We start from the raw sequence: 15917 nt of genomic DNA, 5'->3' as shown, positions 1-15917 counted from the left end.
ACCACTACAGACATAAAAAAATCCTTAAGCTTTATCCTCCTTCTCTTAATCCTCCAAGCCTGTTCTTCGAATGCGACCATCATCGAATTGGATACCCAGCAAAGCATGGTTATGACGGGTAAGGGCTCCGGTCAGGATGGAACAATCAACCCTTATACCGGAGAAGATTGCATTGCAATTGTCAAGAATATCGGGGAGAGAACCTTTTCAATTAGAATTCAGCGAAATGGAGAAATACTTCAAACTCTGGATTGCGGAAAAGGAGAGAAAAAAGAAATCACACTTTTAGCTGGGAATGAACTTTACCTTGACCCTAATCCGGAAGGGCCATCAAGGGCTAAGGTAGAGTATAAAAGAATTAAGTGAGTCTACCTTTGGAAAATTCAGAATGAAAGCCAGAGCTTAATAGGACTTTGTCATATCCGAATCCACACAAAGAATAAAGTCTGCACGCCCCAGGTGCTCTTCCTCAAGCTTTGAAATATCTTCCTGTTCCACCGTTGCGATAGTACCATAGGCCAGATCAGGACTGGCCTGCTGCAAATACCATAAAATACCTTCGTAAAAGTCAGAGTGAAAGGATCCATGCAGATGAAGGAAGGTTTGGTCCTCACTGTAATTTTCAAGAATAGAATACGCCATGGTGGCATCTTTTATCGCTTGAGCTTTGACCATATCGATGGAACCTCCATGCCCTGCCATCATTTCAAACATTGCTTTGTATTGTGGCAGCTCAGCGTCAAACTCGACCGGAAGTGGAGCGATCCAGGACTTTTCTTCATCTGAGAGACTTTCCAATGCCTCGAAGCCTCCTTCCCTATTGACCATGGAGGCAAAACGCCTGGGAATATTAGTAGCGATCAAGGGAATATCATTGGCTTTGGCATAGTCCACTATTGGAGCATAGTCTGTTTTATAATTTGGCCAAAGCCTAGCCAGCGTATCTAAGGCCTTAGCATCAATTTCCCCACTGAGATATTGGTTGAGCTGTTCCTGATTATCCCGCTCAAACATCTCAGCTCCCAGCGTAATAGCACCTTCCTGATGCAGTTCTTTCAAAAGCTCTATCTGCATCCAGTGTGAAATCGGATTATTGTGATATTCTCCAAAAAGGACCACATCATTGCCCTTGATCTTTTTGATAAATTTCTTGTAGCTCACCTTTTTGCCTTTGCTATCAAAAATGGTATAGGGACTTTTTTGCTGCGCAAAGCTCAAACTGGTCAAAAGGACAAAGGCGAGTAAAAACGGATAATGTTTCTTCATAAATCAGGCTGAAAACTTCAAATATCTTTCAAATGTAAATGCCTTAAAGGAAAATTTATAATTGATTTCAATCTTCTAAAAATCTCCAACTGGCCTTATGGTCTCGATCGAGCATTTCCCCGGTAACTTTTGCACGAAGAATTTCGATAGGCATGGTATTCTGAGTTAAAATCAAATCATGGAAGGCCTTCTCCTCCATCTGACCAGAATCTACTACTTCCTTACGAAGTGCCACCAACTCTAGAGCTCCCACCATGTAGGCAATCTGATATAAGGGTCCATAACTCCCCTCAAATGATCTCCGTACCTCAGCTTCTGCATTGGCATATTCATGGCCCACTTTATCCACCAAAAGATCGACACATTCCTGTGGGGTCATTTTTTCCAGATGATAACTTAAAGAGAAAATGATTCGTGCACAGCGATGCATCCTCCAGAAAAGCATCCCCACTTTGTCTTTGGCATCCCTCGGAAAACCCCGATCCCATAGCATAAACTCCCAGTAAAGTGCCCAGCCCTCAGTCCAGAATGGTGTACGAAATAGCCTCCTGTGAGTCATATAGCGTTGATTCATAAACTGCTGTAAGTGGTGACCAGGAATCAGTTCGTGTTGAACAGTAGCTCTGGAAAAATGTGGATTATTTCCACGCATGGACATCATTTTTTCCTGATAGCTCATCTCAGAGGTTGGGTAAGAAATCTGTATCACTTCACCACCCAAAAAGAAAGGGCTTACCCTTTGTCGATCTGCCGAAATCATGGTGGTCCTCCAGGTTTCTTTCGCCAAGGGTGGCACGGTCAGCAAATCATTTTCCTCCATGTAATCCGTAGCCTCCTCAGCCAGCCTGATCACTTCTGCGGGCCACTCCCCTTCTGGTAGATAGGATTCCTTAACCATTTCCAGAGCGGCTTTCCAGTCATTCCCAAACCCCAATTCATTCGAGGCCTTTAGCATCTCTTTTTCACACCACTCGAATTGCTTTTCTGCTTCTGCTATGAGTTCCTCGGGCGAATAGGCGATCATTTCGAAAGCCAATTGCTTTTCCAGAGCTTCTCTTCCTATTGGCCGGCCGATAATTCCACTTCCGTCATCTTTGACCGAATTGGTATAGTGCTCACGCAAAGCTTTGGCAAAGCCTTTCATGCTAGCATCAAGAGTCTCCCAGGAGGCAGGCATCCACCAGGTAAACTCGGGATCATAGTCAAAATAGTAGGAATAGGCTTCCCCAACGACTCGATTCATCGATTCAATTGCACGAGCTGCCAAATCTGCTTTCTGCCAGGAATTATACTTTGGAGTATTTGCAAGCTCCTCTTTTTGGGAATCTATGAGCCTTGCCACTTCATCCCAGGAGGAGGCCAAAGCCTGTGCATCAGGACGAACAGCCCTTCTTCTTCCTATTACAAATTCTTCAAGGGGCTTGGTATTTTTCAAAACTTCGGAAACCTCATCAAAAGCCCTTCTATCTAGTTCCAATTCGGCCAGTTCCCGCTCCAGATAATTTCGAAAAAGTACATAATCGATCTTTCCATCTTCGGATAAGGCATCATAATTCTGAGCATTCAGGTAGTCCAGATACTCCTTATGAAAAGCATCCATCCGGTCAAAATATTCTGTGCTCAGTCGATTTGTGTATAAGCGGCTGAGAGCACCACGATCCGCCTGATAGGTACGAATCATATTTTCCAACTCGATAGCAAAACCGGTAAGGACAACGCAGAAGAAAATGGGGATAAATAGAAGTTTACGCATAGCAATTGATCTTAAAGGAGTCAAGTTAATGGAAAAAGTGAAATCGACGATACTTGATAAATGAGAGATTTCGGACAAATCAAGAAGAAAATTTTAAATTTTTAAGAGTAATTGCATCTACTTTTTTACTAAATTATAATGTATCCGACATTTTCATTTAGTCTATATCCGTCCAGTTTAAACATGTTTTGAAAATGGATAAGAGCAAAACACTTCTGATATATTTCATTTCGTCAATCTTGACCCTTGCCATCTTACTTCTTTTTCAGCTCAAATTTCCTGCTCTATTAGAATTGGAAACCAGATGGATTGTACTTGCAATTACCCCTATTATTATTGGAATCATATTAACTAAAAAAGTCAAGAAAATTGGAGCTTTTGGGTTTGATGTGGAGGTATTCCCATCCCAAAGAAAAATGACAGGAGATGAGGAAGACAAAATAGAATTAATTGTAAATCTGAAAGAAAAAAAGATACCTGCTGACTATTTCTTTATCAACCACACATCATTCTTAAGACCGGAAATACAGGAGGAATTTCAAAAGGCAACCAAGGTGAATCGGCCGCACTATGATATTCGTGTTATAATTAACTCTTATTATCGAGGTGCACTTGAACAGGTTAAATATGTACAGTATTACTTACACAAAAATTATCCTGAACCCATACGAATAAGATCTAATCTTAGCAATAAATTTTGCCTCAAAGAAATTGCTAATGGAGAATTTGTTTTGACCGCGAAAGTGTACCTGAAGGAGATTGAGAAGCCTATAATTCTCGAAAGGTATATCACCCTTTGGGAAAGTGGACCTCGAATCAACGAATAATATTTAATTCTATAAAGCTAAATAGTCATACCATGTCATTCATAACACTAACCATTGAAAAACGTGATTTTAGAGTTGGAGATGTAAGAACACAGATAACTCTTAACAGTGATTTTATAATAAGTATTAAAGAATTAGGAGATGAGGTGACACGGATTTCTCTTTCTAATCGAACGGAGATAAATGTTATTGAATCTATTTCAGAGATCAATGATAAACTGAAAGGGAATAAGGTCCGAACGCGAAGACGACCACCTAGAGATATTCAGGGATAATACATCCGTAATAGTTAATTGTCCTTGTCTATTTCATTTGGAGATGATGAAATTTTAAAACTCGAAATCTTCATTGGGTAACCGGTAATCTTTTGTTCTCTCCAATAAAAAAATATTTGTTTTTCTGTATTTAAGATTTTATACAGATTCTCAAAATCCATTATAGCTAAGAATAAAATTATAGTAGAACCATTTCTCCATCCTAAATTTCTAGAAAAAGCCTCGTCTTTGGAAAAGTCCCTGTTGTCTATGAACTTAATGTCTACTTTTTCCACCTGTTGCCCTCCAACACTCACTTCATTTAAATGAAGTACAAGTTGGGTTCTATAGGGAATTTCAATACTTTCTGTCTCAAAAGTAGTTAATGCTCCATTAATTTTACTTCTGGTAAACGCTACATTATAAGAAGAAATTTCAGATTTAATTCCGGTTGGCATATCTGAAGATTTAAAGGTTTTCAATCATTGATTTCTGATTTGGCTTAAAACCAAAAAAACACAGGATTTTGGTACAAGTAATCCTCACTCCTGCGAATCGCGAGCATTCCCCTCCTTTGTTGTCAGGTATCCCCCAAATGGATGTCCTAAATCTAGGTAAACAGGTGATTCATTCCTCAATAAATCCAATATAGCGGGTAAATCTGAAATATCATACGATACCAATGGAGGCCTGGAATTAAGATTATTGCTCAGAGATTGCGATTTCCTACGTATTCGCCTTTCAAAATATATATATGCAAGGAGTTCATCATTTTGTCCGTATAATTCCATTATCGATCCACTCTGATTTTGAATTTCATTATCTACACCTATTCTTGGTGTTCGAATATCGTATGCATATTTCTTTATTTGAAATCTCATTACCACACCTGCTTTTTAGAATGTATACTAAACACACTTTCCAAAATAACAAATTCAATTAAAAAACTTTACTAAAACCTATACAAATACCCCCCTAAATCCTGGAAAGTCATTACTTCCCGATCTTCTGAAATTTTGGATTGGAGATAGGATTCCCAGCCCTGTGGATCTTCCAAAATTAGCCCGAATTCAACCAGCTTAGAATCAGAATATTCATTCATTCCCCTTAAGCCATCTACAAGACCCAGGTAAGACTGATCAGAAAGCGCATAGATTTTTGCCCAGCCCTGATCAACTATGAGCTCAAGCCCCAGCTCTTCCTCTACCCAGTTTTGCATGGGTAGCATGTCCTGATAATACAGCCAGGATACTGAACTGTAAAAGTTCAAATTCCCACCAAAAGACGTTTCCAATGGGGTTTGATAACGAAGCCTGGGCATTAGCTTTTCGTTTTCCGGATGATCCCGAAACATCTCAAATTCCAACAAATAACCTTCCGGATCGACCGCCACAAATCCATCGTGAGCACCTTCTGGATTCTGCTTCAGTGTGTATTTTATCTCTACGCCCTTTTCCTGCACATGAGCATACCAGTCTTCCAGATGATCTGTAAGCAAAGCCAAAGCCACAGATTTATTTTCATCCCCTGAGTAATCCGAAGAGTTAAGATCCTTGAGATGCAAGTAAGAATCTCCTGCAATTTGGAATTTGGCGGACTCCTCATCCTCCTGCATCAGTTTCAGCCCAAGCGTTTCTTGATAGAAAACTTTGGCTGCAGCCAAATCCTGATAAAACCAAATCAGCTCATGGCCCTGAATTCCAAAATCCTCTAAATCACGAAAGCTGGTGTTTTGCGCCAGCAGATTATTTACCCTCCAACTCGGATACCCCAACAGCCTTCCAAAACTTCTGGAAATCTCAATGAATTCATTTGGGTTTTCTTCCGGAGAGATGGAAGCCATCCGATCTTTGTATTTCAGATAAGCATCCAGATTCTGACCTGAATAGAGAATAAAAACTTCCATTCCGTCCAATCCTCCAAGGTCAAAAAGCCCGGAACGCATCAGTTCATACTCGCGATAAACCTGTACTCCATATTTTTCAGCTATCTTCTCGGCCTCAGGCCAAAACCGCTCCGCTTCCTCAGGACTCATGGGATGGCTAAGGGCCAGAGGCTTATTCCCGGCCTGCACCATTTCAGCAAAAGCTTCAAAAGCTCCGAGTTTTCTTTGATCCACTTTAGGTGTACAAAATGTGAGAATTAGACTCATCAGAAGCAGAATTCTGGAATTTATTTTTCGGTTCATAGAATGGATTTTTATGCTCATAAAAGTGGAAATAATACCCTTTCCTCGCAAACTATACCGAAAGCTTTCAGCCGATTCATAACTCATAAGCTATTGTTTCGATAAATTTTTTTTATGAAACTATTCCTTAAATTGACAGATGCTTGATACTCAGCAAGTAACACTTAACACATCTTTATCACTTAAAAATATCCACCTATGGAGTTAACCATTAACAACCTGTCAAAGACTTATCCGAATGGGGTAAAGGCTTTGAACAACATTTCTTTGACCATCCCTCAAGGGATGTTTGGGCTTTTAGGACCAAACGGAGCCGGGAAGTCTACCCTAATGCGAACTATCGCTACACTTCAGGATCCCGATGAAGGAAGTATCATTTTGGATACAACCGATGTGCTAAAAGATCCCCAAACCGTGCGTGAGCAACTGGGCTATCTTCCTCAGGATTTTGGTCTTTACCCCAGGATTAATGCGCAGGTTATGCTGGATCACATCGCCCAGATGAAAGGGGTTGGGAATAAAGGAGAGAGAAAAGAGTTGGTGGAAAGTCTGCTACAAAAAGTGAATCTATACCAGCATAGAAGAAAAGCCCTTGGAACTTATTCTGGTGGTATGCGCCAAAGATTTGGGATTGCTCAGGCTTTGGTGGGTAACCCAAAGCTTATCATTGTGGATGAGCCTACAGCTGGTTTGGACCCTTCGGAGAGAAACAGGTTTTATAATCTCCTGTCGGAAATCGGAGAAAATACCATTGTCATTCTTTCCACTCATATCGTGGAAGATGTAAATACCCTTTGCTCCAATATGGCTATCATCTGCCAGGGTGAGGTCCTAATGACCGGAAAACCTTCAGAAGGGATCGCCTCAATAGATGGAAGAATCTATCAAAAGTCTGTAGAGAAGTCAGAACTCAGTGAGTATCAGGATAAGTATTCAGTGATCTCCACCAAACTACTGGCAGGAAAGCTTAGTCTAAGAGTAGAGAGTGATGAAAACCCTGGTGATGGATTTGAAGCAGTACCTGCTGATCTGGAAGATGTCTACTTCAGCCATATATCCAAGAAGGTAGATCCTATTACTATTTAACCGGAAGCTATGTTTAAGGATATTTTCATTTTCGAGCTCAAATATAGATTTTCTCGCCCGGCGACCTATATCTATTTTTTGATGCTATTGGTAGTCCCCATGCTTCTGGTGGGCTTTGGTAATACTCCGGCATCGGAAAAGGTGTTTCATAATGCACCGATTGTCATTGCCAATTTGCTTCTTCTGGTTTCCCTTTTCGGAATTTTGATTTCTTCGGCAGTAATGGGTGTACCGCTTTATCGTGATCTGGAACATAAGACAGGAACCTTCCTTTTCTCCTATCCCATTTCTAAAACAGGGTATTTTATGGGGAGATTTTGGGGATCTTTCGTGACTCTCCTTTTTATTTCGTTGGGATCTATCATAGGATTCTACCTGGGTTCTATTCTGGGTGCTCCACTATTTGGAACAGATGAATTGCGCTATGGACCAAACAGCTTAATAAATTATTTCCAGCCATGGCTGACGCTTTTGGTTCCAAACCTCTGGTTGGCGGGATCGCTTTTCTTTGCGCTTATCGTATTTACCAGAAACATTCGGTCTATTTATTCAGGTGGGATAATCGTTTTTATCATTTATCTCCTAGCAAACTTCCTGGCTCAGGACATAGAAAATCAGGAACTAGTGGAGATTATGGATCCATTTGGTCTGAATACTTTCTTTTTCCAAACACGATACCTCACCCCTTATGAGCAAAATTCTTTTCTACTCCCTGTGGAAGGAAATCTTTTGATCAATAGACTGCTTTGGATAGGTATAGGCCTGGTGTTTTTCTTAGCTGCATATTTTCGATTCAGCTTCAATTATTTCTTCCAAACCAGTCAAAAGAAAAGCAAGCAGGAAAAAGTTGAAGTTTCCAAGGCTTCGCAGACCCCAGTGAGTGTAACTACTGATTTTGGTAAAGGCTATCAATGGAATAGCTTCAAGACTCTTTCGAAGATTGAATTTCAAAACATCTTCAAAGACGTGTATTTCAAATCTATTCTACTGGGTGGCCTTGTCTTTCTGGTGCTGGATTTTTGGATTGGAGTTACTCTCTATAGTGTTCCAAATTTCCCGGTCACCACATTCCTGATGGAGTTTAAGACTTTTGATTGGAATCTCTTTGTCTTCATCATCATCGTGTTTTTTACCGGTGAAACCTTACACAGAGACCGCTCCTCTGGTTACTCAGTGATCAATTCCGCTTTCCCTGTGAAGGACGGCACCATCATCGCCTCAAAATTTACGGGAATAGCCATGATCTGCCTGATGCTAACAACCATCCCAATCTTCGTGGGAATAATTGTTCAGACACTGAAAGGGTATTTCCAATACGAGCTGGGAATCTACCTGGTAGATAGCTATTTGATTTCATTGCCGGATTATCTGCAGATGGTAATGCTGGTGTTTGCTGTACATCTGGTGGTGAATAATAAGTTTGCGGGTCATGCCGCAGCCATAGGTATTTGGGTGGTGATGATCGTGTTAAGGGATTTTGCCGGATATGGCTTTAATGCATTCTTCTTTTCTTACAAGCCCGGTTATACCTGGAGTGACATGAATGGCCTTGGCCATTTCTGGGAACCCTTGCTTTGGTTTAATGTCTATTGGACAGCTATTGGCTTATTCCTCTTACTGTTCTTTGCTACCTTCTACAACAGGGGAACTGAAAACTCCTGGAAATCCAGATGGGCTTCTGCGAAAGGTAAAATGGGCAACAAAACCTCTTTGGCCTCTTACGGATTCCTGATTATTGGTTTGATCTGCTTTGGGTTTATCTACCGCTCTACAGTTTATACCAATACCTATAGGACATCAGATGAGGGAGAACTTCGGTCAGTGGCTTATGAAAAGCAGCTAAAGAAGTATGAGTTTATGCCTCAGCCAAAGTTCGTAAGTATAAATCTGAAGGCAGATATGTTCCCTAAGGAACGCGATGCATACTTCGAGGCTGATGCCCTTTTAGTGAACAAGACGGACACCCCTATCGATTCTATTTTCTTTGATGGTTCTTCCTTAACTGATTTTGAGGTGACTTTTAATGGCGCGGAACTTCCATACAGAAGTCTTATTGAATTCGAACCCGATCAATTTCAGGTTTTTGGTAAGAAGGAGAGAAAACCCAGTTATAGAATGGCCGCCTTGCCACAGACTCTAATGCCGGGGGATACGATAGCTCTTAAAATGAAAAGTGAAGTGATAAATTCAGGCTTTCCTAATAGTGGCTATGGACGAGAGCTTGTTTACAATGGAAGCTTTATAGCTGGCGGAATTCCTTCTTTAGGCTATAATCCAGATAATGAATTAAGTAGCGATGAAGATAGAAGGGAGCATGACTTGCCAGAGAAACCTGATGATTTACCGCCACATGATGATCCTTATGGCAGGAACACACTTCTTTTCGTGGATGATGCGGATATGATAAGCTTCGAGGCAACTGTCAGCACTTCTCCAGATCAAATCGCAATAGCCCCAGGCTATCTTCAAAGGGAATGGGAAGAGAATGGTCGTAGGTATTTTCACTATATCCAGGACACTCCTATTCAGGCCTTCTTCTCTGTACTTTCGGCTGATTATGAAATCCTGAGGGACAAAGCATACCTAGGCTCGGGAAAAGAGGTGGATATTGAAATCTATTACCAAAAGGGGCACGAATACAATCTGAATCGTTTTGTGGAATCCTATAAGGATGGCTTGCAGTATTTCTCGGATACTTATGGTGACTTCCAATTCCGGCAGATGCGGATTCTGGAATTCCCCAGATATGCAGGATTTGCCCAATCCTTTCCAAATACAGTTCCTTTCGCTGAAAGTTTTGGTTGGATAGCAGATTTTTCAGACCCGAATAGTTTTGATTATGTGTATTTTGTGACCGCACATGAGCTCGCTCACCAGTGGTGGGCTCACCAAATCACACCGAATTACACTCGAGGCTCAAATCTTACATCCGAAGCTTTGGCTGAATTTTCAGCTCTTATTCTTTCAGAGAGAAAGTATGGAAAAGACAATATGAAACGTTTTCTAAAAGATGAATTGGATCGGTACCTTTCAGGCAGGTCGAATGAATCCAAAAAGGAAAACACCTTTATAAATTGTAACCGTGCTTATCAGTGGTACTATAAGGGATCCTTAATTCTTTATGGCTTGAGAGACTTGATAGGTCCCGAAGCAATGGATTCGGCCCTGTATAAATTCAATCAGGATTTAGGAATGAGACAAGAGCCTCCATTCCCAGGAAGTGTGGACTTGTACAACTATTTGGCAGAAGCCACACCAGACAGTCTGATGTATTACTTGGATGATACCTGGAAGCGAATCACCCTGTATAACAACAAAGCTGAAGAAGTAACAGCCACCAAGGTTGGGGAGGAAGAGTATGACGTGACCATCAATTTCACTTCCCAAAAACTATATGCAGATGAAACAGGAAGAGAAACTCCAGCAGAATATGAGGGTGATTATATTGACATTGGAATATTCGCAGAGGATGATCAGGATGAGGAAGGCAAAGACCGGGTTAACCCACTTTATGTGGCTAAGTACAAAGTAAAACCGGGTGAAACTTCTCTGACCATTCGAGTCAAAGGTGAGCCTGCCAAAGCCGGTATTGATCCATTTAATAAGCTAATCGATCGAATACCGGATGACAATACGATAGACGTCGAGATTGAATAAAATTAAGCCCAGTCCCCAGGATTGGGCTTTTTCAGTTTTCACAAAGAGTCCAAAATAAAAATTCTCTAATTAGAATCGGTAGCTTTCCGCCTTGAATATCCATTCTACTTACTCATGCTTTATCAAATTCTCACTCTGTAATAAAAGTATTTACTGAAATATTCGTTAATGAAATACCTATCGAAGTGTTTGAATCATCTGGTCATCAGGATTTGCCATGATTCATCTCATTGATTAACTTCATCAAAAAATTAAGCTCATCAATCACCCCATGAAGAAAACTGGTCTATTTTTAGCCGTTTCCTTTCTAACATTCCTTTCCCTCGGTTCATTGGCGATGGTCAGCTACCAGCCTGATCTCAAAAGACAACTGACAGAGACTTACACCAGCATTCTTGAGTATACCGGAAAAAATAAAGCCGATGAATTACCAGAAGTAGAACTTGTTCTCGAAGAAATTTTTATTCCGCCTGATCTAAAGTCCTTCAAGGGGCGTGTACGGAAAGATTACTATAGCAAGCACCTCAATGCAGCTGAGAAGAATGGCCCAACCTTAATTTCGGATGAAAATCAATTGCTTCAATTGATTGAAGATGGCACCTTGGTAGAAGTAAAATCCGGAAGAGGTTATGAAGTGGAAAAGCTCACCCATAGTCATCCGTACATGACCCAAGAGGCCAAAAAAGTACTTGATGAACTGGGACAAACTTTTGAGGTTCTTGTCGGTGAAGGCAGCTTTTTCACAGTCACTTCTGGAACTCGCACCGCAGACCAACAAAAAAAGCTTACGAGAAGAAATCGTAATGCAACCAAGGGAAATAGCTCTCACTCCTATGGTGTTTCTTTTGATATTTCCTATATCCGATTTAATGGAGAGAAGTCCTGGGATTATAAAAAGCAAAAGCAACTAGAGAAGGTCCTCAGGCATTTCCAAGACGAGGGAAAAATCTACGTCATCAAAGAAAGAAAGCAAAACTGCTTTCACATTACTGTGAGGTAATCTCTTTCAAGAGATATTTTTTTATGAAATCGGTTCATTGAAAAAATCCTAGGTCGACCAATTTATTGCGAAAAATACCCACAAATGGGTATTTTTTTTGAGTTTAATCTGAAGTTACTTGCAAGGGTTTAATTTAACCTTGCTAAATGGAAATCAGAAAATTTCTCGCCGACCGAACCCCCAGATTTATCGCCTATCTAATTGATATTATTCCTATCATCCTTTTGGTGTCGGCTTTCTTCTATTTTTTCCTGGGTTTTGATGAAGTTTTATCCCGATACCTCAGTAGAGGTAACGACGTCCAGCCTAGAATAGAATTTATCTCAGATCGTAATTTGATTAGGAATATTTCATTTTTGATTTGGGTCGTTTACTGTATCGTTATGGAGTCCTCACCCAAACAAGGCACCCTCGGAAAGCTAATAATGGGGATAAAGGTGATAGACCAGGAAGGCAACAGACTTAGCTTTTCCCAAGCCTCCTTAAGAAATCTAGGAAAAATCGTTTCAGCAGCCGTAATTTTCTTGGGTTTTGCATGGATCCTTTTTGACAAAAAAAGACAAGGATGGCACGACAAATTCCAAAAAACCTTCGTAGTGGATCGAGAATTCTCTCGGACCTTTTAAATCCTTCCTGAACAGTGCAAAGGACTTAGACATCAATCTTACTTTAGCTATTTCTCTTCAAGCCTTTATTGGAGAGTTCCGACTTCAAAGATTTTTTGGATTTTTTTATCTAGTTTGACGCGTATATCTGACTTGAAAAGACCCCCTATGAAAAAAATATTACTTTGGCTTTTAGCAGCTATTGTATTAATCGTTGCAGTTCTACTTTTCAACACTTTCAGATTTACCTCCAGACAGGTTGAGCCTGAGGCCATACAGGAAATTACTTTTTCGGATCAGATTTATCAAAATCTCTCCAAGGCCATACAGTTCAAAACCATCTCTTTTAGCGAAGAGGTGGAACCCGATTCTGCTGAATTTTTTGGTTTTCATCGATTCCTAGAAGCAACCTACCCTTTGGTTCATCAGAACTTAACCCTGACTAAAATCAACACCTTTAGCTTACTTTACCAATGGACCGGAACGGACCCTTCTATGAAGCCGATTATTTTTATGTCCCATCAGGATGTGGTTCCCGTAGATGAACCTACCATATCACAATGGGAGGCTCCCCCATTTTCAGGAGCAATCACCGAGACTGATATCATAGGACGAGGTACTTTGGACGATAAAGGCACTCTTTTGGGAGTCTTTGAGGCTATCGAAAAGTTGATTTCCGAAGGATACGGCCCAAAAAGGACCATCTATATCGCTTCAGGACATGATGAAGAAATCGGAGGTGCAAAGGGTGCCAAGTTAATTGCTGAACATTTAGAAGCAAAAGGAGTCAAAGCTGCCATGGCCATTGATGAAGGAGGTTTTCTCTCAGAAGGATTAGTATCGGAAATCGAGCCCACCATTGCAGTGATTAATTTATCTGAAAAAGGATATGCCAGCTTTAAGCTTAGTGTTGAAACCAGAGGCGGACATAGCTCAGCCCCACCCCATGAAAACACTATTGGCATTCTTGCCAAAGCCATTGTGGATTTGGAAGAAAACCAACGACCTTACAAAATGGTCGATCCTTTAGATGATCAGTTGGAGTTTTTGGGACCGGAATTGCCCTTTATCGGTAAAATGGTTTTTGCTAACCCTTGGTTGTTTGAACGGTTTATACTTGAAGGATTAAATGCGCACACGACTACAGCCCCGACCATTATTGGCGGAGGAGTCAAAGACAATGTTATTCCAACTGTAGCGGAAGCAACTGTTAACTTTCGGATTTTACCTGGAGAAACAGTAGAATCGGTTCAAAAGCACATTGAGGAAACTGTTTCAGATAAGGTCAAAGTAGAGCAAAAGGGCTTTGCCACCAATCCTTCCCCCGTATCGGGAATTGATTCTGAGGCCTTTCAAATTTTACAAAAGACCATAACAAACCAGTTTCCGGAGTCCGTGGTAGTACCCGGAATGATAGGTGGAGGAACGGATGCACGATATTTTTATGGTATAGCTGATGATGTTTATCGGTTTTATCCTATTCGAATGGATTCTATTGCTATGACAAGATTTCATGGAATAGATGAAAAAATTTCTAAAGAAAATTACCGGGAAGTCGTAGAATTCTGCTACCACCTGATTAAAAACTTTAATTGATCCACTAAACAGACCACGAAACTTCAAAAGAGTAATTCATTTTCTTATCAGGATAGGGGTAACAGGGATTTGAGCTGTCTTATTAATAAATCCCCTTTCCTATTAACTTGCGGTAAGAGTACATTCTCATGCAAGACTTAGACCAGGAGATTTTTCATTCTATCAAAATTGGTGACCAGAAAGCCCTGGAAATGCTATTTCATGAATTCTATCAACCCCTCTGCCAATACGCCTACTCCTTCCTGCAGGACAGGGAGGATGCGGAAGAAGTAGTTCAAAACTCCTTTGTTAAAATATGGGAAAAAAGGGAGGAGATTGACATTCAGACTTCTGCAAAAGCCTATTTGTATAGAATGATTCGAAATTCCTGTTTAAATGAAATCCAGCATCAAAAAGTAAAATCACAGCATCAGGAATTGGCGAAAATGGATGGCCCGGGAATGGAGCAGTCATCAGATTCGATTGCGATTCATGGTGAACTCGAAGAAAAAATCAGGCAGGCCATGGAAAAATTACCTGAGCAATGTCGGCTAATTTTCAAGCTAAGCCGTTTCGAAGATTTGAAATACAAGGAAATCGCTGTTCAGCTGAACATTTCGGTTAAAACTGTGGAAAATCAGATGGGAAAGGCTCTCAAAATCATGCGCCATGAGCTGAAGGAATACCTCCCTCTTATTCTACTTCTATTGGAAAATTTTCTTGATCCATGAGCGAAAAAGAAGCTTTTGACATAGAGACCCTTATCGCAAAGTTCATCACAGATGAATGTAATGATGCTGAAGTTCAGCAGCTAGAGGAGTGGCGTGCCCAATCGGAAGAAAACGAAAAATATGTGGCGGATGCCCTGATGATTTTCCAGCGTGCCGAACTAGATGTAGATGAAAAATTCGATTCGAATAAAGCCTGGCAAAGTGTTTCTGAAAGAATCGAAACCAAGCCAAGGAGTAGAACTGCATTCATTGGATTATGGAAAATAGCGGCAGGACTTATTCTGATTGCAGCACTCTCCTATCTTTTCTTTCAGCAAATCAATTCAGCTGAAGAATTCAACTTTAGCAGTGATGCAAAGGTCCAAGTCCAGACACTTCCTGACCAAACCACCCTCGCTTTAAACCGGGATTCAGAATCCAAGGTGATTTATAATGAGAAAAAGAACATTGGTATTATAGAGCTGAGTGGAGAGGCTTTTATATCTATACCTGAGGATAAAAAGGTCAACTGGCAAGTCAAAGTAGAGGAATTAATCATTGAAGATATTGGAACTGAATTCAATGTAAAAGCCTATCCAGAAAGTCCTGAAGTGGAAGTATCTGTCTTATCCGGGGAAGTCCGGATTTACCTTGAGAATGAGGAAGGCATAAATATCATGGCTGGTCAGAAAGGGGCCTTCAATAAATCCAGTGGAGAATTTCAGTTGGATATTGCAGATCCGAATGTATCTGCTTACCAATCACGAAATTTCACCTATCAAAATCAGACATTGGAGACCATTGCTGATCAGCTAAGTGAGGTGTACCAAATACCCATAATTCTGGATGGAGATATAGGAGCCTGCACCTTAACTGTGAATTTTGAAAATGAGGAATTAGAGGATATCCTCAGCATTATATCCGAAACTCTGGGACTCGAAGTAAACCAAACCAAAGAGTCCATTACGCTATCTGGAGATGGTTGTTTTTAGACAT

At 40.7% G+C, this 15917-nt stretch carries 15 protein-coding genes; 10 read left to right on the top strand and 5 right to left on the bottom strand.

All coding sequences use genetic code 11. The features are described 5' to 3' along the window. Nucleotides 1-87: 87 nt before the first annotated feature. On the top strand, nt 88-366 hold the full coding sequence (locus QVH07_RS14040; RefSeq protein WP_290001452.1) for a hypothetical protein: 279 nt from the start codon (nt 88-90) through the stop codon (nt 364-366). Nucleotides 367-402: 36 nt separating this feature from the next. On the opposite strand, the gene QVH07_RS14035 is transcribed toward QVH07_RS14040, so the two are convergent. Both QVH07_RS14035 and QVH07_RS14030 read right to left on the bottom strand, forming a co-directional pair. Continuing rightward, the gene (locus QVH07_RS14035; RefSeq protein ID WP_290001450.1) at nt 403-1266 is read right to left on the bottom strand and encodes a ChaN family lipoprotein; all 864 of its coding nucleotides are present in this window, start codon (nt 1264-1266) and stop codon (nt 403-405) included. 67 nt (nt 1267-1333) lie between these two features. After that, nucleotides 1334-3019: a DUF885 family protein gene (locus QVH07_RS14030; protein ID WP_290001446.1), complete on the bottom strand. Its 1686-nt coding sequence runs from the start codon at nt 3017-3019 to the stop codon at nt 1334-1336. 194 nt (nt 3020-3213) lie between these two features. Between QVH07_RS14030 and QVH07_RS14025 the strand changes: the two genes are divergently transcribed. Both QVH07_RS14025 and QVH07_RS14020 read left to right on the top strand, forming a co-directional pair. Next, nucleotides 3214-3846, top strand: a complete 633-nt coding sequence (locus QVH07_RS14025; protein WP_290001442.1) for a pYEATS domain-containing protein — start codon at nt 3214-3216, stop codon at nt 3844-3846. A 32-nt stretch (nt 3847-3878) separates the two neighbouring features. Next, nucleotides 3879-4121 carry a hypothetical protein gene (locus QVH07_RS14020; protein ID WP_290001440.1) on the top strand — a complete coding sequence of 81 codons (243 nt, stop codon included), beginning with the start codon at nt 3879-3881 and terminating at the stop codon, nt 4119-4121. A gap of 14 nt (nt 4122-4135) precedes the next feature. On the opposite strand, the gene QVH07_RS14015 is transcribed toward QVH07_RS14020, so the two are convergent. The 3 genes from QVH07_RS14015 to QVH07_RS14005 form a co-directional block, all read right to left on the bottom strand. Continuing rightward, nucleotides 4136-4582 (bottom strand): hypothetical protein, encoded by a 447-nt coding sequence (locus QVH07_RS14015; RefSeq protein WP_290001439.1) that lies wholly within the window; start codon nt 4580-4582, stop codon nt 4136-4138. 60 nt (nt 4583-4642) lie between these two features. Further along, complete coding sequence (locus QVH07_RS14010) at nt 4643-4981, bottom strand: hypothetical protein (RefSeq protein WP_290001437.1); 339 nt, start codon at nt 4979-4981, stop codon at nt 4643-4645. Nucleotides 4982-5052: 71 nt separating this feature from the next. Next, a complete protein-coding gene (locus QVH07_RS14005; protein WP_290001435.1) occupies nt 5053-6288 on the bottom strand; it encodes a VOC family protein in 1236 nt (411 codons plus the stop codon). Between the two features lie 198 nt (nt 6289-6486). On the opposite strand from QVH07_RS14005, the gene QVH07_RS14000 reads away from it, so the two are divergent. The 7 genes from QVH07_RS14000 to QVH07_RS13970 all read left to right on the top strand — a co-directional run bounded on the left by QVH07_RS14000 (nt 6487) and on the right by QVH07_RS13970 (nt 15913). Further along, nucleotides 6487-7374, top strand: a complete 888-nt coding sequence (locus QVH07_RS14000) for an ABC transporter ATP-binding protein (protein ID WP_290001432.1) — start codon at nt 6487-6489, stop codon at nt 7372-7374. A 9-nt stretch (nt 7375-7383) separates the two neighbouring features. Beyond that, complete coding sequence (locus QVH07_RS13995) at nt 7384-11031, top strand: ABC transporter permease/M1 family aminopeptidase (RefSeq protein ID WP_290001429.1); 3648 nt, start codon at nt 7384-7386, stop codon at nt 11029-11031. Nucleotides 11032-11302: 271 nt separating this feature from the next. Continuing rightward, nucleotides 11303-12031, top strand: coding sequence for a DUF5715 family protein (locus tag QVH07_RS13990; RefSeq protein ID WP_290001426.1), 729 nt, complete (start codon nt 11303-11305; stop codon nt 12029-12031). Nucleotides 12032-12177: 146 nt separating this feature from the next. After that, complete coding sequence (locus QVH07_RS13985; protein WP_290001425.1) at nt 12178-12657, top strand: RDD family protein; 480 nt, start codon at nt 12178-12180, stop codon at nt 12655-12657. A gap of 147 nt (nt 12658-12804) precedes the next feature. Next, nucleotides 12805-14232, top strand: coding sequence for a M20 family peptidase (locus QVH07_RS13980; RefSeq protein WP_290001424.1), 1428 nt, complete (start codon nt 12805-12807; stop codon nt 14230-14232). Nucleotides 14233-14360: 128 nt separating this feature from the next. Beyond that, nucleotides 14361-14942, top strand: coding sequence for an RNA polymerase sigma-70 factor (locus QVH07_RS13975; RefSeq protein ID WP_290001422.1), 582 nt, complete (start codon nt 14361-14363; stop codon nt 14940-14942). Next, nucleotides 14939-15913, top strand: coding sequence for a FecR family protein (locus QVH07_RS13970; protein WP_290001421.1), 975 nt, complete (start codon nt 14939-14941; stop codon nt 15911-15913). The genes QVH07_RS13975 and QVH07_RS13970 overlap by 4 nt, the downstream gene beginning before the upstream one ends. Nucleotides 15914-15917 lie beyond the last annotated feature (4 nt).

Source organism: Algoriphagus sediminis (genome assembly GCF_030403435.1).
In the GTDB taxonomy this organism is placed as follows: Bacteria; Bacteroidota; Bacteroidia; order Cytophagales; family Cyclobacteriaceae; genus Algoriphagus; species Algoriphagus sediminis.
The sequence above is the reverse complement of the archived record's forward strand: the minus strand, read 5'-3'. Positions and strand labels throughout refer to the sequence as shown.